Raw genomic sequence first — 26,547 nt, 5'->3', positions numbered from 1 at the left:
TTTTTTACTGATCGGGAGAGTCTTGCCATGGAACTGCGCCCCTGGGCCTTACTGCTGGGCCTTACGCTGCTGCCGAGCCTGACGCTCGCCGCCGGCAAGTGCGAGCGCCTGGTGATCACCGGCAGCCCGGACGCACCGCCTTTGCTCTGGCGCGACCCTCAGGACCCTACGCACCTGATCGGCGCGACCGCTGACGTGCTGCAACAAGTGGGCAAGGACCTCGGGCTGAAAATCGACCTGCTCTATGGCGGCAAACGCTCCTTGGCCCTGGATGAAGCGCGTAGCGGGCGCATGGACATTCTCGCCGACGCACCGCTGAATCTGGGTGAGCTGGACCACTTCGACTACATCCATCCGGCGCTGATGCAGACCGACTACCTGGTATGGACGCGCAAGGATTCAGCCGTGGTCTATTCCACCGCCGCCGATTTGCACGGCCACAAAGGCGCAGTTTCGGAACGTGCGCGTTTGAGCGCGGAGTTCGAAACCTTCGCCAGCCAGCAACTCAACCTGCAACGCCTGCCCAATTTGACGCCGGCTTTCCAGAAACTGTTGCTCGGTGAAGTGGACTACGTGCTGGCTGGGCGCTATTCCGGCATGGCCATGGCCCAGACCCTGGGCATGAGTAATGACCTGGTGGCCCATGAGGTGCCTGTCGACCAGCCTGGCCTGTACCTGGCGATTTCCCACAACTCGGCCTGCAATGATCCTTGGCTTCGCGGACAGCTGACGAAAAAGATGACAGAATTGCCCGCCTCCGGTGCCGCTCAAGCCGCGCTGCAGCGCAATCTGGAGCGTTGGAAAGCGCAACTGCAACAACCTGTCGGCACCCCAACAAAGTAGGGATTTACAGTGATTTTTCGAGCTCTTTTCGCGGCCCTTGCCGTTGTCGCGCTGGCGGGATGCGCAACCGATCCTGCGCCGATCGAACAAATGCGCCTGACCCAGCAAGCCTTGGAACAAGCCACCGCGGTCGGGGCCAACACCGATGAATCCCCCGAACTGAAGCTGGCCGAAGAAAAATTCGCCCGGGCCAAGGGCAACATGGCCGACCAATCCTACAAGCGAGCGCGGATGCGCGCCGAGCAGGCTGAGCTGGACGCACGCCTGGCCGAAGCCAAAGTGCTGACCGGCAAGAGCCAGGAACAATTGAACGTGCTCAATACCCGTATCACTCGCCTGCGTAAGCAACTGCAGTTGGGAGACGCACAATGAGCCCGATGATCCGTAGTTTGAGCTGTGTACTGCTGCTGGGCGGCGCGGCCTTGGGCGGCTGTGCCAGCCAACCCACGAGCGAGCAGGCGTTGCAGCAGGCCGGCGATGACTTTCAAAAGGTCAAGGAAGACGCCAACGTACTGCGCTTCGCCCCCAAGGACGTGATCCGCGCCGGCGAGTCCCTGGCCCGCGCCGATCGCCTGTCCAGCTACTGGGGCAGCGGCGCGGATGTGGTGCATTACGCTTACCTGAGCCAGCGTTACAGCGCCATCGCCCGAGAGCACACCCAGCAGGGCCTGAATGCCGAGCGCGGCACCCAACTGGAGTTGGAACGTCAGCGCCTGCAACTGGCCTTGCGCGAAAACAAGCTGGCCAGCGTGCAACAGCAGGGCAAGTGGGTTGAAGCGCAAATCGCCAGCCTCACCACCCAGACCGACCGTGGCCTGGTGATGACCCTGGGGGACGTACTGTTCGACACCGGCGAAGCTGAACTGCACAACTCGGCCAACCGCACGGTGCTCAAGATCGTGCAATTCCTGCAACTGAACCCCAAGCGTCGGGTGCGCATCGAGGGCTACACCGACAACACCGGTGGCGAGCAGGAAAACCTGAAACTGTCCCGCGACCGTGCTCAATCGGTGGCCGATCTGTTGATGGACCTGGGTATTGATGACAAGCGCATCGAGGTCGAGGGTTATGGCGACCAATACCCGGTGGAAGCCAATGCCTCCGAGCGTGGTCGTGCACAGAATCGCCGAGTGGAAATTGTGTTCTCTGACGAGAAGGGCCAATTGGGCGCAGCACGCTAAAGTCTGACGCAGATCCAAATTGTGGGAGCGGGCTTGCCCGCGAATGCGGTGGCTCAGTACCGAATGTACTGATTGACACACCGCTTTCGCGGGCAAGCCCGCTCCCACATTTCGTTTCGGCGATGCCCACCCCAGCTCCCCCGCAGTTTTTACTGTCACTCCCGCCCGCGCTCGACTATTGTGGCAACTGTCCCCGTACACTTCTAAACTGTGCCGGTATGTTTCACACAAAAATAAAATACCCGTGAAATCGAGTGCTGCGTCATGACCAATCTGTTGCTTTACCAACGTATTGCCCAGCAACTGGCTGAGGACATCCGGCGCGGTGTCTACCAACCGGGGGAGCGCGTGCCGTCGGTGCGCAAGATGAGTTCCCAGCTCAATGTGAGCCATGCCACGGTGCTGCAGGCCTACGCCAACCTGGAAGACCAGGGGCTGATCCGGGCGCGGCCGCAGTCGGGCTATTACGTGCACCAGACGCCAGCACTCACGGCGCCTACGCCTGATATCGCACGGGTCGAGCGCCCAGGGTTGGTCACCCGTAGCAGTATCATCCAGCAGGTGCTGGTCGAGTCGCGCCGCGAAGGGGTGTTTCCCTTGGGCGCGGCGGTGCCGAGTGTCGACTACCTGCCGGTGCGGGCACTGCATCAGCAGTTGGCCAAGGTCACGCGTTTCCAGAGCCCACGGGCCTTCAGCTACATGTTCAGCCCTGGCTTTGAACCATTGCGGCGCCAGGTGGCGATCCGTATGCGCGATGCGGGCGTGGTGGTGGACCCTTCCGAAGTGGTGATCACCCACGGCTGTGTCGATGCATTGCAAATGTCGTTGCGCGTGCTGACGCGCCCTGGCGACCTGATCGCGGCTGAATCACCCACCTATTACGGCCTGCTGCAATTGGCTGATCTGCTGGGCCTCAAGGTGATCGAGATCCCCAGCGACCCCGCCACAGGCATGAGCCTGGAAGCCCTGCAACTGGCCGCCAACCAATGGTCGATCAAGGCGCTGGTGTTGACCACGCGCCTGAGTAATCCGCTGGGCGGCACCATGCCGGAGGAGCGGCAGAAACAGTTGCTGCGCCTGGCCTCGGACTTCGATATCCAGATCGTCGAAGATGACATTTACGGCGAGTTGATGTTCGAACTCGGCCGCACCAAAGCCCTCAAGGCCTACGACCGCCTCGACCGGGTAATCTATTGCTCAAGCTTTTCCAAGACCTTGTCGCCGGGCGTGCGCATTGGTTGGATGATTGCCGGCAAGTACCAGCAGGAAATCCAGCGCCTGCAGATGTTCAGCACGCATTCTGCTTGCAGCGTCACGCAGATGGGCGTCGCGGCCTATCTGGAAAACGGTGGCTACGACCGTCATTTGCGCTACATCCGCCAGGAATACCGCAAGAACCTCAGTGCCTTCCAATTGGCGGTGCAGCAGTATTTCCCCGAAGGCACCCAAATGACCCGCCCGACCGGCGGCTTTATCTTGTGGGTCAGTTTGCCGGGGCGGGTCAATACTCAGGAACTGCATGTGCGTGCCCTGCAACAAGGCATCAGCATTGCGCCAGGGCTGATTTTCAGTAATACCGAACAGTTCAACCACTGTATTCGCCTCAATTGCGGCACGCCGTGGAACCGCGAGGCGGAGAGGGCGTTGATGACCCTGGGAATGCTTGCCAGCCAGCTGTGCCAGGAGGCCGCAGCGGGTTTTTGAGGCGAGCAAAAGGGCACAAGACTGATCTGTGCCCTTGTCATGCCGCGCACAACAAGCGAGCATATGGCCTTCTGCCGTTAATGCTGTTGGCGATATGACTTCTATTTTTCGCGTTACGTTGATGCTTGGTCTGCTGAGCCTGTGCAATGCCGGGAGCGTACTGGCTGCAGCGCCGGTGGCTGAAGGCAAGCCTGCTGTCGGTGCCGAGCAAAAGACCTCAGCCAAGCAGCCAGCGCCTGCGAAAAAAGCCCCCGCCGCACAAAAGAAAGCCGCCTCGACCAAAAAGCGTGCACCCGTGGCGAGCAAGTCCAAGTCGGCCCATGAAGTCGCCCAGACCAAACTGCCACCGGCACAGTTGGACCTGTCCCTGCCTTCGGACATGGTCAGGCACTTGCAACCCATCGGTACCATGCCCAAGCCCAAGAGTGTGCCCTTGCTGCCGCCAATGTTTGGCGAAAAGCCCACCGACAACAGCGCGTTTCAGATCAACGGCCGCTTGCTCAGCAATGAGATGAAGCTGCAACTGCGTAACGAAGAGCGCCGTGATGTTGAAGGCGCTGCGCTGGATTTCGAATTCAAGCAATAAACTTTCGCACCACAGGTGACCCAGGTCGCCGACCATCTGTCGCAGACTGGTCGGTCACTTTTGTTTTGTGCGAAAAACCCCTGTTGGGCCATTTTAAAACGTCTGTTTAAGGGCGTACTCTAGCCCGGCCATCCCTATTGAGTCGTCGAGGACCTGCTGGTCATGAAATGCCGTGAAGGCTGTGGCGCATGCTGCATTGCCCCCTCCATCAGTTCACCGTTGCCGGGAATGCCCCATGGCAAGCCCGCTGGCGTTCGCTGCGTGCACTTGTCGGTGGAACAACTGTGCCAGTTGTTCGGTCAACCGCAGCGGCCAGCCGTATGCAGTGATTTCAAGCCCGATATTGAGGTGTGCGGCAATGACCAGGCCGATGCCATTCGCCTGATCGGTTGGTGGGAACAGATGACGGCGGCTTGATGGGCTTTACTATCGGAACTTCAACAATAAGGAATACAACGATGGGTTCGCTGAAACGAGTGGCTGTACTGTGCGGTTTTACGCTGTTGTTGGCGGCTACTGCCCAGGCTGAGGATTGGCAAGTCGCCAAGGACGAAGACGGTATCAAGGTCTCCCTGAGCGAGATTGCCGGTTCCAAGTACAAGGCGTATCGCGGTGTGACGGTGATCAAGGCGCCTTTGGCCAAGGTCCAGGCGCTGCAGGAAGATGTGGTCGGTGCTTGCGCATGGATCCATGAATGCAAATCCCAGCAACTCGTCGACAAGAAAGGCGACGAGGCCTGGACCTACACCCAGTTCAAGGCCCCGTTCCCCGTGACGGACCGCGACTCGTACATCCACGTCACCACCACCAAAGCCGCTGACGGCACCGTCACGCGCAAACTGGAAGGTGTGCCGACCTACAAGCCAGAAGCAAAAGGCTACGTGCGGGTTGCCCAGGTGGACGGTTTCTGGAAACTGGTGCCAAAGGGCGATAACCAGACCGAAGTCACCTACCAGGTACACACCGAGCCAGGTGGCAGTGTCCCCTCGTGGCTGGCCAACAAGTTCGTGGTGGAAGCGCCGTTCAACACTTTGAAAGCCTTGAAAGATCACGCTGAAAAATAAGTGCAGTTGATCCGGTGCCTCCGGGCTTGAGCGGAACGTTTTGCGCGCCGCCAAGGTCCAGATACTTGTAAGCCCACCTATGGGTTTTATCGAGGAGGCACCGATGCAAACGTGGCAAATTACCTTCGTTGATGATCACGGTGAAAAGTCCGTGCAGCAGTTCACCTGCGAACAAAAGCCCAGCCTCGAAGACGCTGCGCATATGATTCGTGCGAAGCTGGTGCCGATTGCTGCCGAACTCGATCTCAATGACCTGGAAGGCCGTAAACCCGAGCCGACGGTCAAGATTCTCAAAGACCAGAACAGTATCCAGATTCTCGATATTTCTCCCTCCGTCTAAACATTTTTCACACGCCACACGAGCACCTCTGGTGGAGGTGATAGCTTCGCGCTACTCTGCAATCGAGATCAGCGAATGAATCGCTAAGGTCTGGTCTTGTCAGCTACATGCTTGTTTTCCTGCGGCGTTGTTATGCCGTGGTGCCCGCGCCAGCAGGGCGCGGGGCTTCAGGAAGCACGGAAAGTCTATCCATCGGTTTGAGGAGGACGTTTCATGAGCACAGCCTATCAAGAAGACATCAGCACCAACGTACTGCGCCGCATGAAAGAAGGCGGCTTTGACTTCTCGCGTTTTCACCCCATTGAGTTCTACGCCATTTTCCCGGATGAAGAACGGGCGCGCAGGGCAGCGGGTCGATTTCGTGGGGAGTCCCTCAATGCCCAGGTCAGCGCGCGCGACGATGGCGCCTGGTACCTGGAACTGAGCAAAGTCATGTTCGCAACCTACGACGGCATAGGAGATTTCGAGCAAGACTTTGAAGCAGTGGTCGAGCCCCTGGGAGGGATCATCGAAGGATGGGGCGTCAAGCAGGAGGTGCGTGGGTTACCCATGTAGTTGGTATTTATGAGCACCACAGCGTATCGGCTGACCTTTGGGTCGGCCGATTTTGTTTGGACGGCGTTTTACGTGCAAAAAAAAGCCACCCGGATAGGGTGGCGGAAAGGGAAGCTCAAGGGAGTAGATCAGTACACGAAGTAACACGATATCGCTTGCACAAAAGGTTTCGCTGTAGGACATCTCCTGTTCAGCCAATGGAGGTGATTATCCGCAGCGCCAGCCGGGCAGTGAAATCAACTCTGGCTATGCTGTTGATAGTCAAAGACCGCATTGCAATGAGGCGCGCGACGTGACCCAAGCCATTGTGCGCACCAGGACGGTGCGAGGAATGCGCTTGGATTATTCAACTGGTTGATTATTAAGTGTTTATGCCGCTGGCACGGGCCTTGCGAAGGTTCTTGCGTCCGGGTGACAAGGAGTACGGCATGATCCGCACTTATTACGATGAAATGTACGATGGGGCAGGGCAGGTTCGCCCCCATTATCGCGAGTTCGCCCTTTGGCTGGCCGACACCCCTGCCGAACTGCTGGCCCAGCGCCGGCGTGAAGCCGATTTGCTGTTCCACCGCGCCGGTATCACCTTTACCCTCTACGGGGACGAACAAGGCACCGAGCGCCTGATCCCCTTCGACACCATCCCCCGCAGCATTCCAGCGAGTGAATGGCGGATTGTCGAGCGCGGCTGCATCCAGCGGGTCAAGGCGCTGAACCTGTTCCTCGCCGACCTGTACCACGATCAACGCATCATCAAGGCCGGCATCATCCCCGCCGAACAGGTACTGGCCAACGAGCAATACCAGTTGGCAATGCAGGGCCTGGATTTGCACCGCGATATCTATTCGCACATCTCCGGGGTCGACCTCGTACGCGATGGCGACGGCACGTACTACGTGCTCGAGGACAACTTGCGCACGCCCAGCGGTGTCAGCTACATGCTTGAAGACCGCAAAATGATGATGCGTCTGTTTCCCGAGCTGTTCGCGGCCCAGCGCATCGCGCCCATCGACCATTACCCCAACCTGCTGCTCGACACCCTCAAAAGCGCCAGCCCCCTGGATAACCCCAGTGTGGTGGTACTGACGCCCGGGCGTTTCAATAGCGCGTTCTTCGAACATGCCTTCCTGGCTCGGGAAATGGGTGTGGAATTGGTAGAAGGTGCGGATTTGTTCGTGCGCGATGACCGTGTGTTCATGCGCACCACCGACGGGCCCAAGGCTGTCGATGTGATCTACCGTCGCCTTGATGATGCGTTCCTTGACCCGCTGGCCTTCAACCCGGACTCCATGCTCGGTGTGCCCGGCCTGCTCGCCGCCTACCGTTGCGGCAATGTGGTGCTGGCCAACGCCATTGGCACCGGGGTTGCGGACGACAAATCTGTGTATCCGTTCGTCACCGAGATGATTCGCTTCTACCTCGACGAAGAGCCGATCCTGCAGAACGTTCCGACCTTCCAATGCCGTAAGCCTGACGAATTGTCCCACGTACTGGCCAACCTGCCCGAGCTGGTGGTCAAGGAAACCCAGGGTTCCGGTGGTTACGGCATGTTGGTTGGACCGGCGTCTACCACGGCAGAAATCGAAGCGTTCCGGGCACGTATCAAGGCCAAGCCACACGCTTATATCGCGCAGCCGACCCTGTGCTTGTCTACCTGCCCGACTTTTGTCGAGAACGGCATCGCCCCGCGCCACATAGACCTGCGCCCTTTCGTGTTGTCCGGCAAGGAGACCCGCGTGGTACCGGGTGGCCTGACCCGCGTGGCGCTGCGCGAAGGCTCGCTGGTGGTCAACTCGTCCCAGGGCGGCGGAACCAAGGACACCTGGGTGGTCGAGGGCTGATGCCATGTTGAGTAGAACTGCCTCGGATTTGTACTGGATGTCGCGCTACCTGGAGCGTGCCGAAAACCTCGCGCGCATGCTCGATGTCAGCTATTCGCTGTCGCTGATGCCCCAGGACGGGCGCGGCGATGGCCTGCACGAGTTGGCCATGCCGCTGTTGATCACCGGCACCCTGGAGGATTACCACGAGCGCCATGGCCCCTTGCACGCTGAACGCTTGCTGCACTTTTTTGCCCTGGACGCGGCCAACCCGGCGAGCATCTACAGCTGTCTGGGTGCGGCGCGGGCCAGCGCTCACGCTGTACGTGGGCGAATCACCGCCGACATGTGGGAAAACATCAATGCCACTTGGCTGGACATACGCGATATCGCCCAGCAGGGCCTGAGCCATTACGGCATGAGCCGGTTTTGTGAGTGGGTCAAGGAGCGCTCCCATCTGTTTCGGGGCGCCACTTACGGCACTATCATGCGCAACGATGCCTTCCGCTTTATTCGCCTGGGCACCTTTATCGAGCGCGCCGATAACACCCTGCGCTTGCTCGATGCCCGCTACGAAATGGCCGGCGAACACGCGGCGGTGGTCAGCGATGGCACGGCTCACGCGTATTACCAATGGAGTGCGTTGCTGCGCGCACTGTCGTCATTCGAGGCGTACACCGAGATTTATCGCGATGCCCCGGGGGCTCGACAAGTGGCCGAGCTGCTGCTGTTACGCGCGGATGTGCCGCGTTCGCTGCGCGCTTGCAGCGAAGAGATCGACCAGATCCTCGCCAGCCTGCCCGGCATCAACGGCCGCCCGGCCCAGCGCCTGGCCGCCGAGATGGATGCGCGCCTGCGCTTTACGGCCATCGACGAAATCCTCGAGGAAGGCCTGCATGCCTGGCTGACCGACTTTATCCCCTTGGTCCGCCAGTTGGGCGACGCCATCTACAGTTCCTACCTGGAGGCGGCATGAGACTCTCCATCAGCCACGACACCACCTACCACTACGAAGACCAGGTGCGCGCCAGCATCCAGTACCTGCGCCTGACGCCCCATGACAGCGAGCGCCAACACGTGCTGAGCTGGCAACTCGACCTGCCGCGCCCGGTGCGGGCTCAGGTGGACCCCTTCGGCAATATCTTGCATGTGCTCACGCTGGACGAACCCCACGACGCCATCATCATCGGCGCCCGGGGCGTGGTGGAGATCGATGAATTGCGCGAGGCCGAACACGAAAGTCAGTCTGCCTTTCCGTTCCTGCGCTCCACTCGCCTCACCGAGCCCGACGACGCCCTGCGCGGGTTTGCCGGGCAACACTGCCATCAGCGTCGTGATCGCACGGCGCTTATCGATTTGATGCACGCGCTTAACCACACCATGGTCTACACCCCCGGTGCGACCGACGTCGATACCTGCGCCGCCCAAGCCTTCGCAGGTGCCGCTGGGGTGTGCCAGGACCACACCCATGCGTTCCTGGCCTGCGCACGCAGCCTGGGGATCCCTGCGCGGTATGTGTCGGGGTATCTGTATACCGAAGACAGCACGCACCTGGCCAGTCATGCCTGGGCCGAAGCCTGGCTGGATGACGCCTGGTACAGCTTTGACGTGACCAACCAACTGGCGCGGCCGGAGCGGCACTTGAAGCTGGCCGTGGGCCTGGACTACCTCGACGCCTGCCCGGTCCGGGGGATGCGCCGTGGCGGTGGGCATGAGCAGATGCATGCCAAGGTATTCGTGGCGCCGCAGCAATGATCGCCCCCGCGCTCTGCGTTGCTTGATCGTTCCCACGCTCTGCGTGGGAATGCAGCCGAGGACGCTCCGCGTCCCAAAGCGTGACACAAGAGGCGTTCCCACGCGGAGTGGGAGCGATCGATACAGCGCAGGCTCAAGGTTGCTGTTTGCGGCCCGCCATATGCCGCAGATACCCCACCAGCAAGTCCAACTCATTGTCTGGCAATACACTCGCTGTAAACGCCGGCATCTTCGCCTGTGGCCACTGCCTCAGGCTTTGCGGGTCGCGGATGTAACGTTTGAGGAAATCCCCGCTGAAATACTCGGTGGGGTTGTAGGGCACATTCAGGTCCGGCCCCATCTGGGCATCACCGCCGCCATTGAGGCGATGGCACGCCAGGCAGTTCTTCTGGAACAACGCAAAGCCCTGGTTGATCGGGTCGTTCGCCGCCAGCTTCGGGTCGGGCAATAACGCCGGGAAACGCTCGCCAACCGTCTGCAACTGCTTGAATTTCGATACCTGGAACGGCCACTGTTCGGGGCTGATATGCCCGGCTTGAGGGTTGGTCCAGACCAGATAGAACGGCCCGGCGCTGGGCTTGCCCTGTGCCAGCGGTGGCCATGGATGGGCCGGGTCTTCCACGGCCAGCCAGGCGCGGGCGCCGTTTTTTTCCAGTAACGGCGCGGCGGCAAGTTCGGCGGCAAAACCATCAAGGGCAACGGCTTGCAGGTGGTTCGCAGATTTAAGGCCCGGTAAGAGCACCGCCAGGGGCACCGCACGATAGGTCATAGTGCGCTTGTAGGACACATCATCGACGATCTGCACCGTCTGAGCGTCGGGGTGCTTGAGCAACTCGGCGGTCTGCCAGGTCTTTTGGCTGTGGTCCAACTCGATGGTCAACTGTGCCGCCGCCGCGGGCAGGCTCAGCAGCAGGGCAAAAAGGGCGAGGATCGGTTTCAAGGCTCAGGCCCGTTGCGAGAGAGTGAGGGCGCACACGATAACGGAAAACGGCAGGTAAAAAGACAGCCCCTGCAACAGGAGCGCTAAGCGCAATGTCCTGGCAGGTGCTGCCAAAAACTGCAGGCCTGGTGCGGTGTGTGCACGCAAGCGGGGAGTGTCACCCAATAACCTTGGTTAAATTGGGCAAGATCAGAATCAAGGTGGTGGCGAACAGAATAAGTCCCGCCTGACGTACTTTCGATTGTTTGAACATGGCTGACTGCCTTTTCTTTTGTTGTTATTCCTGAGCGTCAAATGCGTGCTGGTTTATTTCAGTATCGCGAGGTGACGTTGCACTTTTCTTACAACTGTTCCAGCAAAACCCGGCAACAGCGTCTTACAGATTCAACCTTAGAGCGCCCGTTCTTTCTGGCTTAGACTCATTTCATATCAGCTAAGAAGTATTTGCGCTAAAAACGGCATGAGGCTTATTGCCATCTTGGCGCCAGCCCTAGGGCTAGACAGCTAAAACGATTAATCAGGCATTTCCCGTAGGAACCTACCGTTCGTCCGAGCGAGGGGGTCAAAAGCAATGAGCGCATCCGTCATTGAAACCGTGTCAATCGGGCCTAAGGTAGGAGCACACACCCACAGCGGTTCGAGGATGTCATGACCCAAGCTTTGATTTTTGATGCGATACGCACGCCCCGGGCTAAGGGCAAGGCCGACGGTGCCCTGCACAGCGTCAAGCCGGTAAACCTGGTGGCTGGCTTGCTCACGGCGCTGGCGCAGCGCAGCGACCTCGACACCCGCCAAGTGGATGACATCGTCCTGGGCTGCGTCACGCCCGTTGGCGACCAGGGCGCCGATATCGCCAAGACCGCCGCGCTGGTGGCCGACTGGGATGTCAGTGTGGCCGGTGTGCAGGTCAATCGCTTCTGCGCGTCGGGCCTGGAAGCGGTGAACCTGGGGGCGATGAAAGTGCGTTCCGGCTTCGAAGACCTGGTGGTTGTTGGCGGCGTCGAGTCCATGTCCCGCGTGCCCATGGGCAGCGATGGCGGCGCCTGGGTACTCGACCCGCAAACCAATATGCACAGCCACTTCACGCCCCAAGGCATTGGCGCCGACCTGATTGCCACCCTGGAAGGCTTCACGCGCCAGGATGTCGACGCCTTTGCCCTACAGTCCCAGCAGAAAGCAGCCAGGGCGCGGGCAGACGGTTCCTTCAATAAGTCGCTAATCGCGGTGCACGACCAGAACGGCATCGTGCTGCTGGACCATGACGAATTTATCCGCGGCGACTCAACCCTCGAGGGCTTGGGCAAGCTCAAGCCGAGCTTCGAAATGATGGGCCAGATGGGTTTCGACGCCACCGCGTTGCGGGTCTACAGCCACGTGGAGCGCATCCACCATGTGCACACGCCGGGCAACAGTTCCGGCATTGTGGATGGCGCCGCGTTGATGCTGATCGGTTCCGAGGCCAAAGGCCGTGAACTGGGCCTGCAACCGCGGGCGCGTATTGTCGCCACGGCGGTGACCAGTACCGACCCGACGATCATGCTCACCGGCCCCGCGCCGGCCACTCGCAAGGCGCTGGCCAAAGCCGGCCTGCGGGTTGAAGACATCGACCTGTTCGAAGTCAACGAAGCCTTTGCTTCGGTCGTGCTCAAGTTCATCAAGGACATGGGCATCGACGCCGCACGGGTCAATGTCAACGGCGGCTCCATCGCCATGGGCCACCCCTTGGGCGCCACCGGCTGCGCGATTCTCGGCACCTTGCTCGACGAGCTGGAGGCGCGCCAGCAACGCTACGGCCTGGCCACCTTATGCGTCGGCGGTGGCATGGGTATCGCCACCATTATCGAACGCCTCTGAGCCTAAGGAATTTGTCATGACCGATGCCATTCGTTACGAAAAAGGCCAGGACCAGATCGTGGTGCTGACCCTCGACATGCCCGGCCAGAGCGCCAACACCATGAACGCCGCCTACCGTGAAGCCATGGCGGCCACCCTCACGCGCCTGGAAGCTGAAAAGGACGAGATCGCCGGGGTGGTGATCACCTCGGCCAAGAAGACCTTTTTTGCCGGGGGCGACCTCAATGAGCTGATCAAGGTCGATAAAGCCCACGCCAAGGCGTTCTACGACAGTGTCTTGGTATTGAAAGCGCAATTACGCCGCCTGGAAACCCTCGGCAAACCGGTGGTGGCCGCGATCAATGGCGCGGCCCTGGGCGGCGGTTGGGAAATTTGCCTGGCCTGCCATCACCGGGTCGCGCTGGACGACAAGTCCGTGCAACTGGGCTTGCCGGAAGTCACCCTTGGCCTGTTGCCAGGGGGCGGCGGCGTGGTGCGCATGGTGCGCATGCTCGGCCTGGAAAAAGCCTTGCCGTATTTGCTCGAAGGCAAAAAGGTGCGGCCCGCCCAGGCCCTGCAAGCGGGCCTGATTGATGAGTTGGCGGCAGATCGCGAGGCATTGCTGGCACAGGCCCGTGCCTGGATTCTGGCTAATCCCGACGTCAGGCAACCCTGGGACAACAAGGGCTACGCGATTCCCGGCGGCACGCCGTCCCACCCTAAAGTTGCGCAAATGCTCGCCATTGCCCCATCGATTTTGCGTAGCAAGACCCAAGGCTGCTTCCCTGCGCCGGAGAAAATCCTCTGTGCGGCGGTCGAGGGCGCCCAGGTGGACTTCGACACCGCGCACCTGATCGAAACCCGCTACTTCACCGAACTGGTGACCGGGCAAGTGGCAAAAAACATGATCGGCACCTTCTGGTTCCAGCTCAACCAAATCAACGCCGGCAGCTCGCGCCCGCAGGGCTTTGCGCCTTATGCAACGCGCAAAGTCGGTGTGCTCGGCGCCGGGATGATGGGCGCGGGCATCGCCTATGTCAGTGCCTGTGCGGGTATCGAGGTGGTGCTCAAAGACATCACCCTGGCCGCCGCTGAAAAAGGCAAAGCCCATTCGGCCGCATTGCTGGACAAGAAAGTCAGCCGTGGGCAATTGACCGCCGAACAGCGCGAAACCACCCTGGCGCGCATTCATCCTACTCAGGATGACGCCGGCCTGGCCGGCTGCGACCTGATCATCGAGGCCGTATTCGAAGACCGCGCACTCAAGGCCAAGGTCTCGGCCGCGGCGCAAAGTGTGGTGGGGGCCGACGCGGTGATCGCCTCCAACACCTCCACCTTGCCCATCAGCGGCTTGGCCACGGCGGTGCCCGATCAAGCCAAGTTCATCGGCCTGCACTTCTTCAGCCCCGTGGACAAGATGCCCCTGGTGGAAATCATCAAAGGGGCGCGCACCAGCGACGAAACCCTGGCCCGAGGGTTTGACTTCGTACTGCAAATCAAGAAAACCCCGATTGTGGTCAACGACAGTCGCGGCTTTTTCACCTCGCGGGTATTCGGCACCTTTACCAACGAAGGCATCGCCATGCTCGGCGAAGGCGTGGCCGCGCCGATGATCGAGACCGAAGCGCGCAAGGCCGGCATGCCGGTGGGGCCGTTGGCGGTGTCCGATGAAGTGTCCCTCAGCCTGATGAGCCATATCCGACAGCAAACGGCCAAGGACCTGCAGGCCGAAGGCAAGGCCATGCCGAACCATCCGGCGACGGCGGTGATTGATCTGTTGGTGAACGAATACAAGCGCACGGGCAAGGCGGCCGGCGGTGGTTTTTACGACTATCCCGCTGGAGGCCAGAAGCACCTGTGGCCTGAGCTGAAAACCCGGTTTGAACAGCCCGACGAGCAAATCTCACCCCAGGACGTGCGCGACCGCTTGTTGTTTATCCAAGCCATCGAAACCGTGCGCTGTGTGGAGGAGGGCGTGTTGATGTCCACGGCGGATGCCAACGTTGGTTCAATCTTCGGCATCGGCTTTGCCGCGTGGAGTGGCGGCGCGTTGCAGTTTATCAACCAGTACGGGCTGAACGACTTCATCGCCCGCGCCCGCTACCTGGCAGAGCAGTATGGGGAGCGCTTCTCGCCGCCGGCGTTGTTGTTGGAGAAAGCCGCGCAGGGTGAAGTGTTCCGGTAATCAAAATGTAGGAGGGGAGAGCTTGCTTTGAAGGTGTATTTCAAGGCAGGCTCTGGGGTGTGCAATATTCCCATCGCCGTGTCAGGTATTTTTTATGTCGCTACGCGTCTGCATCCTGGAAACCGATATTCTGCGCCCCGCTTTGATCGATGAGTACCAAGGCTATGGGCAGATGTTCAAGCGCCTGTTCGCCAAGCAACCGATTGCCGCCGAGTTTGTGGTCTACAACGTGGTGCAGGGCGAGTACCCACCGGATGACGAAGTGTTTGACGCGTACCTGATCACCGGCAGCAAGGCCGATTCCTTCGGTACCGACCCTTGGATCCAGACGCTCAAGACCTACCTGCTCACGCGTTATGAGCGCGGCGACAAGCTGCTGGGCGTGTGCTTCGGCCATCAGTTGCTCGCGCTGCTCTTGGGCGGCAAGGCCGAACGTGCCAGCCAGGGCTGGGGCATGGGCACCCACGCTTACAAGCTGGATGCCAAGACGCCATGGATGAGCCCCGAGGTGCCGGAGCTGACGCTATTGATCAGCCACCAGGACCAAGTCACCACCTTGCCAGAAAACGCCACCGTGATCGCCTCGAGCGAATTCTGCCCGTTTGCCGCGTATCACATTGGCGACCAAGTGCTGTGCTTCCAGGGCCATCCGGAGTTTGTTCACGACTATTCCCGTGAGTTGCTGGAAATACTTCAGACAACCCTGGGTGAAAAGGTCTACAGCAACGGCGTGGCCAGCCTGGAGCGCGACCACCACGGCGTGACCGTGGCGGAGTGGATGATGCGCTTTGTGGCGCACCAGCCTGAAGCCAAGGCTTAAAGCCAGCCCGAACGCTTGAAGCTGGCCCATAAACCGGTACAGCCCAAGGTAATAAAACCGAGCACCGCAAAATAGCCGTAGTGCCATTGCAGCTCGGGCATGTTCTGGAAGTTCATCCCGTAAATCCCCGCCACCGCCGTGGGGAACGCCAGGATCGCCGCCCACGCGGCGAACTTGCGCTGCACCACGCTCTGGCGCGACGCCTCCAGCAACACACCGATCTCGATGGTCTGGCTGGCAATGTCGCGCAGGGTGGTGAGGTCTTCCATTTGCCGCGTCACGTGGATTTGCACATCACGGAAATACGGGCGCATGTTCTTGTCGATAAACGGGAAGCTCAGCTTCTGCAACTCCTGGCTGATCTCCACCATTGGCGCCACGTGCCGCTTGAGCCGTAACACATCGCGGCGCAGGCCGTGGAGGTGCTGGATATCGCGCTCGTTGAGCGAACTGCACAGCACGTTACGCTCCAACTCATCAATCTCGGCGTGGATCGCCTCGCTCACCGGCTGGTAGTTTTCAGTGACAAAATCCAGCAACGCATAGAGTACGAAATCTTCCCCATGCTCCAGCAACAACGGGCGCGCCTCACAGCGTTGGCGCACAAAGCCGTAGGACGCCGAGTGACCGTTGCGTGCGGTTATGATGTAGCCGTTGCCGGCAAAAATATGGGTTTCGATAAACTCCAGCTTGCCGTTCTCGCGCACCGGTGAGTAGGTGACGATAAACAGCGCGTCGCCGAAGGTTTCCAGCTTCGGGCGGCTGTGTTTTTCCATGGCGTCTTCAATCGCCAGCTCGTGCAGGTTGAACTGGCGTTGCAGGTTGTTCAATTCCTGGGCGCTGGGTTCTTCCAGGCCGATCCACACAAAGTGCCCAGGTTTGGCGGCCCAGGCCGCGCCTTCATCGAGAGTGATATCCGAGACTTTCTTACCGGCGCTATAGACGGCAGCCGCAACAACTCTACCCATGGTGCTGATCACTTCTTATCAAGAGGACAGATGTTGGGCAGCTTAGCCTGAATGGCGTTCCGTTGTTGCTGGCTGATATCACTGATCGTTCCCACGCTCTGCGTGGGAATGCCGCCCTTGACGCTCCGCGTCACTCTAAGCGTGCGCCTACGCGCATTGCAGTTCGCGGTCCATCTGTGCAATGCACTCATTCATCTGCGTCTGACACGTCAGCAGCAACTGAGGGATGTCATCCACCGTCAAGCCACAGGTAGGAATCGGCGGCAACGAGCGTATCAGCACACTGCCACTGTCCCAACGATTGAGCTTCATCTGCGTCACGTAATTGCTGACGCACACCTGCACGATAGGTACACCGGCCGCAATCGCCATATGAAACGCGCCTTTCTTGAACGGCAACAACCCTTTGCCCAGGTTGCGCGTACCTTCCGGGAACACCCAGATCGACGTGTCTTCATGCTGCAAGGTATGCGTGGTGGTCAGCATCGCCCGCCGCGCCTTGTGTGCATTGCCACGATCAATCAGCACATTGCCCGCCAGCCAGAACAGCTGGCCGAACAGCGGTACCCATTTCAGGCTTTTCTTGGCGATGCAGACCGTGCGATGCGGCACTACATTGCCGAACACAAACAAATCGTAATTGGACTGATGGTTGGCGATCACCACGCAGGTACCGGGCTTGTCGCGCAGCGAGTCGACGTCGGTCTTCACGTTCAAGCCCAGGATCCGCATGGCCGGCAACGCATAGAGGCGAGCGCAGAGACGGCTGTTGTCCGGGTTGAACGGCCGGCACACACCGACCAGCACACCCAGCACGCCAGCGATCATAAAATGCAGGCTCATCAACAACATACGCAACAGAAAAAGCATCGACACGGCCCATCGGGATAAAAGGTGGCGCAGTGTACGGATGTGCACTGTATTCGGCAATTGCCCCTACAGACGTAGGAGATAGCCGATGTTTAAGCGCATGTTTCCACATGGGCCGATAACGGCTAGCTAGAGCGGCTACAGACGTTTCACACTTACTAGGTAAGAAAAAGCCCGACTCAAGGTCGGGCTCAGGCACAGCAGGGGTAGGGCTTAGCTCAGGCTATGGCCCTGATCCTGGATGATTGCATCGTCCAGGGCTTCGAGCAGTGCACGGCGCACTTTCAACTTGGTGTGCTTGTGCGCGTTCATATTGATCTTCTTCAGCTGCCGCGCCGCTTCCAGTGCAGCCGCTTGCAGTTCTTCCGGTGCAACCACCTTGTCGAGGAAACCTGCGTGCAGGGCGCCTTGCGGATCAAACATCTCGGCATTGATCACCGAACGCTGAAACGCCGACTTACGCAGGCGATCCCGCGCCAGCTCGATACCGGCGTGGTGCATGGTCATGCCAATCGCCACTTCATTCAGACCAATGCTGAACGGGCCTTCGACGCCAATCCGATAATCGGCCGACAGCAACAGGAACGCGCCTTTGGCCACCGCATGGCCAGGGCAGGCCACGATCACCGGGAACGGATGCGCCAACATCCGCCGCGCCAGGGTCGAACCCGAGGTCACCAGGCTGATTGCCTCTTTAGGGCCGGCGGTCATCACCTTCAAATCATAACCACCCGACAAAATCCCCGGCGTGCCCGTGATGATCACCACCGCCCGATCCTTCTCGGCCTGATCCAGCGCCGCATTAAACTCACTGACCACCGCCGGAGAAATGGCATTCACCTTGCCGTTGCTCAGGGTCAGGGTCGCGATACCGTCTTCGAAGTGGTAGGCAATCAACTCACTCATGACGCGGTTCCTTGTAGGGTTTGTTATAGAGGTAGATGCGCAGACGTTACTCACCACGCCCGCGCGGGTAAAGCGCCGTGACTGACTACCCAGTCAGGCTTTTGCCCCATCCCCAAGGGTAGACACCCCGCAGCAGGGCGCAGCAAGCGCTCCAGACGCGTGCCGCCGCTGCCTGAGAATGGCACAATCATCACCCCTTGCCGCGCGGTGAATGGCATAACGGTCTAACCGCATGAAAATTCTGAAAAAAACCTTTGCCATCAGAAAGGCTTTCGACTACATTAGCGCGCCTCGACAGACTGAACTGGTTTGACGAGATACGGTGAAGTGTCCGAGTGGCTTAAGGAGCACGCCTGGAAAGTGTGTATACAAGAAATTGTATCGAGAGTTCGAATCTCTCCTTCACCGCCACATTGTTATGAAAAAGCCCCGTTTTTCGGGGCTTTTTTGTGCCTGATGATTTTCTCCCTCCCTTTGTTCCCCATTCGGATTTTTGAAAGGCAGCCTCGCCGCCAGGTGGCTCTCGACGGGGCGCTTTTTCGTATTAGCAATCCACCCTGGCGTCTGTGCGCAGCTCGTTGAGCTGATCTCTATTGATTTCGACCCAATGAGCAACCAGGAAAAATCTGCGACAGGATTTGGTGGCGGTACAGGTGCTGTCCCCTGTTTTGAGTGACCTCCACATGCGTATTACCGACACCTATCACTGATTTATCGATGTTAGTGGTCTAATAGTTTGGCCATGATCTTTGACACGGTCATCCTCGATAACGATTTTGCTGCTGGAGGAGACGTAGTACTCGCTCGTCTGTGCGAGGTCTTGGACGAGCATTAAATAGCCTCTTGAATCGCTACGCGACCACGTGTCGCTATTGCCTTGCTCTATTGAGAAGTAGTCCTCACTGGGGTTGCTATCAGTCTTCCATGAACTTACTGCAACTTTTACAACTCTGCTTGCGCCGTTTGTGATTGTGATAGTCATATTTACATTCCTTTTGGATTTTGAATTCCATGAGTTGGCTCCCTATTTGGAATAAAGCTGCAGACTTGCCACTGCTACAAAAAAACCGTAGTTAGGTTAACTCGCTGATTAAGCCATATCCAAGTGATACTGGAGGCGCTCAATGCTGGCGCCAAGTAAAATATAATGTATTGCATGGGTATATTGTCCGCCTGCTTCCACAGTCAAGCCTACAGACGGGAAAATGCAAGGAGAGGGGGACAGATTTTTTTGATTTTCTTCCTCCTCGTTCAAAGCAAACAACCCCCCCCCAGGTTTCGAAAGAAACCTGGGGGTTTGTAATTTTTGAGCTTGGAAAACCTACTGTTCTTAGATCATGCGCACGGCATATCTATTCGTACGCGCAGACGGTTGACGTCGTTGAAGGGTGATCCACCAGCTCTGGCACCAGGCTGTCATATTCGCGGTGCATTCCACGCGTGCCAATGCGTGTGGTCAGAATGTCGGTGATCGCCTGACTGATGTGCTAGCGCTCGCTGATAGCACCGCCGGTATGTCGATTCATGATGGATCGGCACCCCAGACTGGTCGCCGCCGGCCTTGACGCCGGTGTGCGGGTGTTTGACCAAACTGACGCCGGCTGCGATCACATCACTAGATACCTGGACTTGGCCGGTTACGTCTGACTCCTGGTTTGGATGTAGTCACCTTTGTGGGTGATGTCGCCTTCTAGGTTGATGCCGCCGAAGCGTCGCGAACTATCGGATAAAAATAGCGACTGCCAGAATTATAATAATCATGCCTAATGAGGCGATCGCAGTGATAATAGAATTAAGTTTTTTATGGAGTTTTTCAATTGTGGTGGTTAGTTTTTTGATTTCTACGTCATGGCAGGTGTGTTTTTCGCTGGAGGCTGCTGAGTCATTATCGAGAGAGCTTTTGTCTGCGTGAGCTGCAATGATACTTCCGCCTGCTCCTGAGCAAGCAAATAATAATACTTGCGAGTAGATATCCAAGTAATCTTTGTAATGCTGCGGAATGGTATTGGAAGGAACAAAGATGTAAATTATTTTCAAGTATAAAGTTTGAAATAACACGCCAAACATTATAATGAATAACCCTTTGATCACTCTGTCCTGCTTGAGGTCAAGTATCATGATGAGAGCCAAAAAGACACCTAGGATCAATGTTGATATGGCTATTTCTGGCTTGCCGAATATGCCAGCTGTGATAGGTGATACAAACGCTAGTATGAAAGCAGCCACCCACAAGCCTACGATCATTTTGTAGTTTGGCTTTGACATGTTTTGCTTTCCTTGCATTTTAGTTCTCGATCAAAAAGAGTTCATTGAGTTGGTTTTGTCAGTAAGGCGTCGCGAATTATATCAAGGTCTATGTCTATGAACCCTAATAGTTCAGGTTGCTCGTAACGAATCTCTGGTGCACTGCGCTGAGCACGGTCTTTGATGGCTACGTCGCAATTCCTGGCCGATAGAGCGGGCGAGTTGATTGCGGGCGGCTGGCTGGAGTTGCTCCAGCGGGAAAAGGGGACGAATTTATTTACTTTATGGCCCGCACAGCGTTGTGTTTTATCGCTAACTTCGCCGACGGGAACCCTCATGTTATTTCCGGCTCAAGGTTGCTATCGAAAGTCCGGAAACAGCAAAGGTGAAACCCGCGCCCAGAATCGACCAAAGCAGTCAAAAGCCAGATCTCCGAGTTGTTGTGTGTGGCGTATGTTGACGCCGTCTGCAATGGGGCGGGTGAGTTTAAAGGATAGGCGTTTTTCGGCACGGCCCGCGCGGCTACCGATAGACTGGACGCCTCAATTTTTCAGGATGCAATACTCATGTTCAAAGCTGCCCTCGCTTCCTTGCTGTTGACCTGCACTTTTTGCGCTCACGCCGGTACGACGGTCGATGTGTCGAAGATTTACGGCAAGATTCAGTTCGTGGACAGCTATCCCGACTACAAGGTGAAGGTGGTGAATCAATTCCCCGACCTCAAAGTAAAGAAGGTGGATTCCTGGCCGGATTCTGTCGGGAAATGGCAAACCGTCGATAGCTATCCTGATTACAAGATCCAGATTGTCGATTCCTATCCGGACTTCACTATTGAATATGTAGAGAGCTGGCCTGGAGTCAATTGATCGCGGTAAACCGTTGCAGGTGGTCTGAGACGGCTTGTGGGGCGGGCTGGTGATCAGGGCTCTGTAAAACCGTAGTCCTTCTTCTCACTCTTTCTGTTGATCTGGCCCAAGCTGTTAAGCAAATCGGGTATCTTTGCCGCCTCAGCCGCCAGCCTGCCTCAGGCGCAGCGCATGATCGATTGTTTAGGGAAGAATGGAATGACACTCAGGGTGTTGGTAGTCGGTGGCTACGGCAATTTCGGCAGCATCGTTTGCCGGCATCTGGTGTTGGCGCCGGGCATTGAACTGGTGATCTCGGGTCGCGACCCTCATAAGCTGCAGCGCAAGGTGGATGAGCTGAAAAGCCAGTCGAACACCGCTTGCGAGGGCTGGTGCGGCGATGCCATGGGAGCCGGGTTCGCCTCCGTTTTGCGGTCGATGAACATCACGTGGGTGATCCACACCGGCGGCCCGTTCCAGGGGCAGTCCTATGCTGTCGCCCAGAGTTGCATCGACGCTGGCGTGAACTACTGCGACTTGTCCGACTGCCGCACCTTCGTCAACGGCGTGAGCGTGCTGGATGCACAAGCACGGCAGGCAGGCGTGGCGATCCTTAGCGGGTGCAGCTCCGTGCCGACGCTGTCGTCCGCCATCATCGATCAGTATCGCTATCGCTTCACCCGTATCGACTCGATCGAGCACGGTATTTCCTCCTCGGCCAAGATGCCGGGCCTGTCCACCGTCGAAGGTGTGCTGGCTTACGCGGGCAAACCCATCAAGCAGCTCAGGCATGGCCAGGTGCATGAAGTGCTGGGCTGGCAGGACCTGACGCTGCGCAAAATGCCTGAGCTTGGCACGCGGGTGTTGGCGAATGTGGACGTGCCCGACATGGACATCTTTGCTGGCCGCTATGGTGCCCACACCCTGAGCTTCAAGGCTGGTGCGGGGCTCAAGCTTGGCGGTGTCGCCAACTGTCTGCTGGCCCAGGCGCTGCGGTGGGGCGTGGTGCGTGACCATCTTGCCTGGGCTGCGCGGCTGCATCGGCTGGGTACTTGGTTCGAGCGCTTTGGCGATGGCAAAAGCGCGATGTACATCGACGTGAAAGGCCTTGGTGCAGAAGGGCAACCGCTGTCCCTGGCGGTGCAACTGACGGCGCTGAATGACAAAGGCCCGGAAATCCCCAGCTGCGCCGCCGTTGCTCTGGCCCTTAAAGTCGCCCAAGGCTATGTGCCTGAACCCGGTGCGCGGCCGTGCGTTGGCGAAATCACCGTCGACGAATACATGGCCGCTATCAACGACCCGGCGAACCTCAGCCTGGCCGTGCATTTCTCTGACGGGCAGGGCTGACCATGCTCTATCTGAGCCTGAAATACATCCACATCATCGCGGCGATTTTCCTGTTTGGCTTCGGCATGGGCTCGTATCTGTATCTGATCGCCGCGAGCCGTACGGCCAACCCGCAAGTGATTGCCCATGTGGCGCGGATGGTGGTGCAGTTCGATACCTGGATCACTACGCCGGCGGGCGTCATTCAGATCATTACCGGCTTTGTGTTGGTCAAGCTTGCCGGACTTGGGTTGACCACCGAATGGGTGCTGACTTCGCTGATCATCTTCCTGTGTGTGGGGGCTCTTTGGCTGCCGGTGCTGGTGCTGCAGAAGCGTTTGCAGCAGATGGCGCTCAGTGCGGTTGAGACGTGCAGCGCGCTTGGTGATGGATACCGCGGCGTCTATAGGCAATGGTTCTGGATGGGTGTTTTGGGTTTCTCTGGGATGTTTGTGATCGTGCTGATCATGGTCACGAAGATGACGCCATGGCAGTTGATTGGGCTGTTGCTGTGTGGCTGACATCAGCGCTGGCCGTTGCACTTGAGGCACTCGGGCTGAAATAAATGCCGTTCAGGGCTTGGTATTCCAAGCCACCGCACACAACGCCAAACCCGCCACATTCAGCGACACAGGATTAAACGCTTCCCTGAGCATCGACGGGCTGAACACCGCCACATCCACCAGCAGCCCCGCCAGCGCAGTCGCAGCCACTACAAGCGGCCAGATACTGCGTGGCGAAAGCAGTATCCATATCGCCAGGGCAATTTCCCCAACCCCCGCCAGCGTGGCGAACAACTGCACCTGCTCGATCCCGTGCGCCTGGATCATTGCCCGCTCACCCTGGCTTAGCCACAGCAGCTTTGGCACCAGCCCATGGTAGGCAAACATGAAAGCCAGGCCGCCCCGGGCGATCCAGTTGATGCGCACCAGGGAATTCATGGCTGATCCTTTAAAAAGCGCTGTTCATGATCCGCGTTCGGCAACAGACAGGTATCGTATTTCCCGAACAGCCGATAGCGATTGCGCGCGATGCGGTCGTAAGCCCAATCCCGAAGAAAGCGCGGGATGCCGCGCAGGAGCAGCATTGGGTGCCAGCGGGCAGGCAGTTGCGCAATGATTTCCAACACCGCCTCCGAACGCTCCCAACAGTGCCGATCGCGGATCACTGCGAGGGTGTCGAACTGCTCCAGCGGCAACCCCGCCCACGCCAGCAGCGCCTGACCCTCGGGTGACTGCACGGCGGCTAATCGCAAGCGCCGTTGGTGGTCGTGGCGGATCAGAAACCTTGCCCAACCGTTACACAGCTTGCACACCCCGTCGAACAACACCACGGTTTCACCGGGCTTGAGGAATGGCGCGGGCGTAGGGCGGGTGTCGGAGGCAGGCATGTGTGTAGGTCCAGTCGGGCCGGGTTGGCCTGGATCATACCTGCCTTCGCCTGCACTGTAATGTTTGGAGCCACTCCCACTGGGCTTCAGGATTGGAGAATACCGAAGTCTTTTCGTACCAAACGATCATCAATGCCTATGCCGATGATGCACATCCGGAAAATGCGCGTGGCTGTGGGTCATCACCTTGTGAACATGCACATGACTGTGCGGCTGCGCCGGATCCCACTCAAACCCATGCTCATGCTGGTGATGTTCATCATGCACATGCCGATGCCCATGTTCCGTGGCTTCATGCACATGCTCGTGGGCATGCCGCTCCGTCCGGTGCAGCCACACGCCTACGGCCATCAGTGCCGAGGCAATCCAGAACGCCACGGTCACCGACTCGCCAAATACCAGCAACGCCACTGCGGCACCGAGGAAAGGTGCGGTGGAGAAATAAGCCCCGGTGCGCGCACTGCCCAGCCCGCGTAGCGCCAGCACGAACATCACCAGGCTGATGCCATAGCCGAGGAACCCCACCACCAGGATCGGCGCCAATTGCGCCACGCCCGGAATCTGCGCCCCCAGGTAAAGCCCCAGGCTGCAATTCACCAACCCCGCAATCAAACCCTTGGCGCCAGCGATAAAGAGCGCGTCAGACGCCGACACCTTGCGCGTCAGGTTGTTATCAATGCCCCAGCACAAACACGCCAGCGCGACGGCGAGCGGTCCGGTCCAGTCCTGATGGCTGCTGTCAGCACCGGACCACGACAACACCACGCCGCCCAACACAATGGCAAGCATGCCGAGGACGATGCGTCGGTCGGCGTTTTCGCGGAACACGACCCAGGCGATCACGGCGGTCAGTACCGATTCAAGGTTGAGCATCAGGGAGGCGCTGGCGCTGGTGGTGCGGGTCAGGCCGAACATCAGTGCAACGGGGCCGAGGAGGCCGCCGAAGGCGATGGCGCCAAGTAGCCAGGGCCATTCCGATGGGGTTAGCCCGGTAGGTTTCCAGCCGCGATCACGGATCAAGCGCACACCGGCAAGGCCAATGCCGCTGCCGAGGTAGAGCAGGCCGGCGAGCAGGATGGGCGAGAGGCCCAGGCCGAGACTTTTGGCGAGCGGGGTACTGGCGCCGAACAGGGCGGCGGCCGCGAGGGCGTAAATGATGCTGAGGTTCATGGGCCATCCTCGAAAGTCAGGCCCATGATACGTCGCTTGCCGGGGTCAGCGCCCTGGCAATTTCGTACTTTATTGCGCGGTTTTCAGCTTGATCACATCACCGGAGATTTTGGTGGTGTAGCCGTTCAATACCCAAGCCCAGAACCACTTTTCCTGCACTTGTGTGTTGATCAACGCGTCGCCGCCCTTGGCCTTGATGGCTGCATCCTGGGCGCGTACGAAGCGGTTGTTCTGGCCGATGGGGATGACGCCCAGCAGCATGATGCCGGTGGCGCTGGCTTCGCTGTGGCCGAGGACGGTGTATTGGCTGGCGTCGTATTGCTGGGTTTTCATGGCGGTGCCGGTGCAACCTGCCAGGGTGAAACCAAGTACGGCTGCTGCAACGACTTTACTGACGTATTTCACTCATAACTCCATAGGTTCAATCTCGAGATTCAATTCTCGGGGGGGCGACACTCTAAGCGCTCAGTTGGCAGATTGAAATCAATCAGCGAGGCTGGGTCGCAGTCTGGCGGGTACTGCGCGGTGATCCCATTGCAGCCTGGTTGGGGCTCGACAGCGCCCACATTTATTCTTCGGCGTGTCAGAGATGCAGCCACGCCAGGCCACCCAACATCACCGCCACCCCGCCGGCGGTGTACGACATGCGTTTGAGCCATTCCTTGCGCGTGAGCAGGGTAATCGCCGCCAATGAAATCGCGATCTGAATCGCCGTCATCGCCTGGGCCCAGCGATGGTGCTGGTGCAGCGCTTCCTCGGATTTGTGGTCCCAGTCCCGTGAAGTGGCCTCAAGCGTTTCGGCCTGTTTACGCACTTCTTCCTTCTGGCGCTTGTAGCGCTCGATCTCCGCCTGGTAATGCGCCGCATCCACGCCGGGAATATGGCTGGCCAGTTCTGCCAGGTTCTGGCGGCTGGATTTGGCCTGGTAGTAGTTCCACTGGTTAGCGGCTTCGGTCTTGATGATGGCGGCGTTGTTCTTGTCCATCGCAGCTTCACTTTCGCTGGAGCCGGCCTGATAGCTGAGCATGGCACCGACGGTCGCCATGATCGCGGTCATCACGGCGATACGACTGGCAAAGCTATCGCCGCGGCCGTGAGCATGCTCGGTGGTGTGTTCAAGGTGTTTTTCGTGGGGGCTGGGAACTTCGAAGGCTTCGGACATGGGGCGACCGCGAACGGATTGAGGTGCGCTGATTGTTCACCAG

Annotated in this window: 29 protein-coding genes, 1 tRNA gene and 2 pseudogenes; 19 read left to right on the top strand and 13 right to left on the bottom strand. The window is 58.7% G+C overall.

All coding sequences use genetic code 11. The annotated features are described in order from the left end of the window. Positions 1 to 27: 27 nt before the first annotated feature. From AB4P90_RS21665 to AB4P90_RS21610, 12 genes are all read left to right on the top strand, one after another. Entirely contained in the window at positions 28 to 843 is an 816-nt protein-coding gene (locus tag AB4P90_RS21665; protein ID WP_058410706.1) for an ABC transporter substrate-binding protein, read from the top strand. Between the two features lie 9 nt (positions 844 to 852). Continuing rightward, positions 853 to 1,215, top strand: a complete 363-nt coding sequence (locus AB4P90_RS21660) for a DUF4398 domain-containing protein (protein ID WP_014719535.1) — start codon at positions 853 to 855, stop codon at positions 1,213 to 1,215. Next, positions 1,212 to 2,024 (top strand): OmpA family protein, encoded by an 813-nt coding sequence (locus AB4P90_RS21655; RefSeq protein WP_395605364.1) that lies wholly within the window; start codon positions 1,212 to 1,214, stop codon positions 2,022 to 2,024. Before AB4P90_RS21660 ends, AB4P90_RS21655 begins: the two co-directional genes overlap by 4 nt. Positions 2,025 to 2,288: 264 nt before the next feature. Further along, on the top strand, positions 2,289 to 3,728 hold the full coding sequence (locus AB4P90_RS21650; protein WP_003193472.1) for a PLP-dependent aminotransferase family protein: 1,440 nt from the start codon (positions 2,289 to 2,291) through the stop codon (positions 3,726 to 3,728). Positions 3,729 to 3,822: 94 nt separating this feature from the next. Beyond that, positions 3,823 to 4,314 carry a hypothetical protein gene (locus AB4P90_RS21645; protein ID WP_014719533.1) on the top strand — a complete coding sequence of 164 codons (492 nt, stop codon included), beginning with the start codon at positions 3,823 to 3,825 and terminating at the stop codon, positions 4,312 to 4,314. A 162-nt stretch (positions 4,315 to 4,476) separates the two neighbouring features. Further along, positions 4,477 to 4,731 carry a YkgJ family cysteine cluster protein gene (locus AB4P90_RS21640; RefSeq protein ID WP_014719532.1) on the top strand — a complete coding sequence of 85 codons (255 nt, stop codon included), beginning with the start codon at positions 4,477 to 4,479 and terminating at the stop codon, positions 4,729 to 4,731. A gap of 41 nt (positions 4,732 to 4,772) precedes the next feature. Further along, on the top strand, positions 4,773 to 5,378 hold the full coding sequence (locus AB4P90_RS21635) for an START domain-containing protein (RefSeq protein WP_020302604.1): 606 nt from the start codon (positions 4,773 to 4,775) through the stop codon (positions 5,376 to 5,378). Positions 5,379 to 5,481: 103 nt separating this feature from the next. Further along, entirely contained in the window at positions 5,482 to 5,718 is a 237-nt protein-coding gene (locus AB4P90_RS21630; RefSeq protein WP_014719530.1) for a hypothetical protein, read from the top strand. A 213-nt stretch (positions 5,719 to 5,931) separates the two neighbouring features. Further along, entirely contained in the window at positions 5,932 to 6,273 is a 342-nt protein-coding gene (locus AB4P90_RS21625; protein WP_005790456.1) for a ribonuclease E inhibitor RraB, read from the top strand. Between the two features lie 428 nt (positions 6,274 to 6,701). Next, positions 6,702 to 8,111 (top strand): circularly permuted type 2 ATP-grasp protein, encoded by a 1,410-nt coding sequence (locus AB4P90_RS21620; protein WP_395605363.1) that lies wholly within the window; start codon positions 6,702 to 6,704, stop codon positions 8,109 to 8,111. A 4-nt stretch (positions 8,112 to 8,115) separates the two neighbouring features. Continuing rightward, positions 8,116 to 9,066 (top strand): alpha-E domain-containing protein, encoded by a 951-nt coding sequence (locus AB4P90_RS21615; protein WP_019820590.1) that lies wholly within the window; start codon positions 8,116 to 8,118, stop codon positions 9,064 to 9,066. Next, positions 9,063 to 9,845, top strand: a complete 783-nt coding sequence (locus AB4P90_RS21610; protein WP_032901589.1) for a transglutaminase family protein — start codon at positions 9,063 to 9,065, stop codon at positions 9,843 to 9,845. Before AB4P90_RS21615 ends, AB4P90_RS21610 begins: the two co-directional genes overlap by 4 nt. A gap of 133 nt (positions 9,846 to 9,978) precedes the next feature. Here the strand turns inward: AB4P90_RS21610 and AB4P90_RS21605 are convergent, their stop codons facing one another. Beyond that, entirely contained in the window at positions 9,979 to 10,785 is an 807-nt protein-coding gene (locus tag AB4P90_RS21605) for a cytochrome c (protein ID WP_060767411.1), read from the bottom strand. A gap of 648 nt (positions 10,786 to 11,433) precedes the next feature. Here AB4P90_RS21605 and AB4P90_RS21600 point away from each other — a divergent pair. The 3 genes from AB4P90_RS21600 (at position 11,434) to AB4P90_RS21590 (ending at position 15,623) form a co-directional block, all read left to right on the top strand. After that, positions 11,434 to 12,639, top strand: a complete 1,206-nt coding sequence (locus tag AB4P90_RS21600) for an acetyl-CoA C-acetyltransferase (RefSeq protein WP_032901590.1) — start codon at positions 11,434 to 11,436, stop codon at positions 12,637 to 12,639. A 16-nt stretch (positions 12,640 to 12,655) separates the two neighbouring features. Continuing rightward, positions 12,656 to 14,803 (top strand): 3-hydroxyacyl-CoA dehydrogenase NAD-binding domain-containing protein, encoded by a 2,148-nt coding sequence (locus AB4P90_RS21595; RefSeq protein ID WP_289328956.1) that lies wholly within the window; start codon positions 12,656 to 12,658, stop codon positions 14,801 to 14,803. 94 nt (positions 14,804 to 14,897) lie between these two features. Further along, on the top strand, positions 14,898 to 15,623 hold the full coding sequence (locus AB4P90_RS21590) for an amidotransferase (protein ID WP_014719523.1): 726 nt from the start codon (positions 14,898 to 14,900) through the stop codon (positions 15,621 to 15,623). Here AB4P90_RS21590 and AB4P90_RS21585 read toward each other — a convergent pair. From AB4P90_RS21585 to AB4P90_RS21575, 3 genes are all read right to left on the bottom strand, one after another. Then, on the bottom strand, positions 15,620 to 16,591 hold the full coding sequence (locus AB4P90_RS21585) for a magnesium and cobalt transport protein CorA (protein ID WP_003193449.1): 972 nt from the start codon (positions 16,589 to 16,591) through the stop codon (positions 15,620 to 15,622). The two genes, AB4P90_RS21590 and AB4P90_RS21585, sit on opposite strands and share 4 nt — an antisense overlap. A 147-nt stretch (positions 16,592 to 16,738) precedes the next feature. Further along, positions 16,739 to 17,461, bottom strand: a complete 723-nt coding sequence (locus AB4P90_RS21580) for a 1-acylglycerol-3-phosphate O-acyltransferase (protein ID WP_073843634.1) — start codon at positions 17,459 to 17,461, stop codon at positions 16,739 to 16,741. Positions 17,462 to 17,674: 213 nt separating this feature from the next. Beyond that, positions 17,675 to 18,367, bottom strand: coding sequence for a crotonase/enoyl-CoA hydratase family protein (locus AB4P90_RS21575; RefSeq protein WP_003193445.1), 693 nt, complete (start codon positions 18,365 to 18,367; stop codon positions 17,675 to 17,677). A 321-nt stretch (positions 18,368 to 18,688) separates the two neighbouring features. Here AB4P90_RS21575 and AB4P90_RS21570 point away from each other — a divergent pair. Then, positions 18,689 to 18,778: transfer RNA gene (locus AB4P90_RS21570), tRNA-Ser, on the top strand. A 292-nt stretch (positions 18,779 to 19,070) separates the two neighbouring features. On the opposite strand, the gene AB4P90_RS21565 is transcribed toward AB4P90_RS21570, so the two are convergent. The 4 genes and pseudogenes from AB4P90_RS21565 to AB4P90_RS21550 form a co-directional block, all read right to left on the bottom strand. Further along, the gene (locus AB4P90_RS21565) at positions 19,071 to 19,349 is read right to left on the bottom strand and encodes a hypothetical protein (protein ID WP_020302610.1); all 279 of its coding nucleotides are present in this window, start codon (positions 19,347 to 19,349) and stop codon (positions 19,071 to 19,073) included. A gap of 377 nt (positions 19,350 to 19,726) precedes the next feature. Further along, positions 19,727 to 19,851: pseudogene (locus AB4P90_RS21560) on the bottom strand (baseplate assembly protein); the annotation flags it as partial. Positions 19,852 to 19,897: 46 nt separating this feature from the next. Then, a pseudogene (locus AB4P90_RS21555) lies at positions 19,898 to 20,073 on the bottom strand (phage baseplate assembly protein V); the annotation flags it as partial. Positions 20,074 to 20,086: 13 nt separating this feature from the next. Beyond that, positions 20,087 to 20,632 (bottom strand): hypothetical protein, encoded by a 546-nt coding sequence (locus AB4P90_RS21550; protein WP_395605362.1) that lies wholly within the window; start codon positions 20,630 to 20,632, stop codon positions 20,087 to 20,089. Positions 20,633 to 21,177: 545 nt separating this feature from the next. On the opposite strand from AB4P90_RS21550, the gene AB4P90_RS21545 reads away from it, so the two are divergent. The 3 genes from AB4P90_RS21545 (at position 21,178) to AB4P90_RS21535 (ending at position 23,303) form a co-directional block, all read left to right on the top strand. Further along, positions 21,178 to 21,477 carry a hypothetical protein gene (locus AB4P90_RS21545; RefSeq protein WP_032895759.1) on the top strand — a complete coding sequence of 100 codons (300 nt, stop codon included), beginning with the start codon at positions 21,178 to 21,180 and terminating at the stop codon, positions 21,475 to 21,477. Positions 21,478 to 21,675: 198 nt separating this feature from the next. Beyond that, a complete protein-coding gene (locus tag AB4P90_RS21540) occupies positions 21,676 to 22,803 on the top strand; it encodes a saccharopine dehydrogenase NADP-binding domain-containing protein (protein ID WP_032903085.1) in 1,128 nt (375 codons plus the stop codon). A gap of 2 nt (positions 22,804 to 22,805) precedes the next feature. After that, on the top strand, positions 22,806 to 23,303 hold the full coding sequence (locus tag AB4P90_RS21535; RefSeq protein WP_020302613.1) for a DUF2269 domain-containing protein: 498 nt from the start codon (positions 22,806 to 22,808) through the stop codon (positions 23,301 to 23,303). 51 nt (positions 23,304 to 23,354) lie between these two features. Here the strand turns inward: AB4P90_RS21535 and AB4P90_RS21530 are convergent, their stop codons facing one another. The 5 genes from AB4P90_RS21530 to AB4P90_RS21510 form a co-directional block, all read right to left on the bottom strand. Continuing rightward, positions 23,355 to 23,723 carry a DoxX-like family protein gene (locus AB4P90_RS21530; protein WP_020302614.1) on the bottom strand — a complete coding sequence of 123 codons (369 nt, stop codon included), beginning with the start codon at positions 23,721 to 23,723 and terminating at the stop codon, positions 23,355 to 23,357. Next, the gene (locus AB4P90_RS21525; protein WP_020302615.1) at positions 23,720 to 24,172 is read right to left on the bottom strand and encodes a thiol-disulfide oxidoreductase DCC family protein; all 453 of its coding nucleotides are present in this window, start codon (positions 24,170 to 24,172) and stop codon (positions 23,720 to 23,722) included. Before AB4P90_RS21525 ends, AB4P90_RS21530 begins: the two co-directional genes overlap by 4 nt. A gap of 129 nt (positions 24,173 to 24,301) precedes the next feature. Next, entirely contained in the window at positions 24,302 to 25,342 is a 1,041-nt protein-coding gene (locus AB4P90_RS21520) for an EamA family transporter (RefSeq protein ID WP_395605361.1), read from the bottom strand. 69 nt (positions 25,343 to 25,411) lie between these two features. Then, on the bottom strand, positions 25,412 to 25,747 hold the full coding sequence (locus AB4P90_RS21515; protein WP_003193349.1) for a hypothetical protein: 336 nt from the start codon (positions 25,745 to 25,747) through the stop codon (positions 25,412 to 25,414). Between the two features lie 178 nt (positions 25,748 to 25,925). Then, entirely contained in the window at positions 25,926 to 26,504 is a 579-nt protein-coding gene (locus tag AB4P90_RS21510) for a DUF4337 domain-containing protein (RefSeq protein ID WP_003193347.1), read from the bottom strand. Between the last annotated feature and the right edge of the window lie 43 nt (positions 26,505 to 26,547).

It is taken from the genome of Pseudomonas sp. B16120, assembly GCF_044218845.1.
GTDB classification, from domain to species: Bacteria; Pseudomonadota; Gammaproteobacteria; order Pseudomonadales; family Pseudomonadaceae; genus Aquipseudomonas; species Aquipseudomonas paracarnis.
Note: the sequence above shows the minus strand (reverse complement) of the source record. Positions and strands in the feature narration are given on the sequence as shown.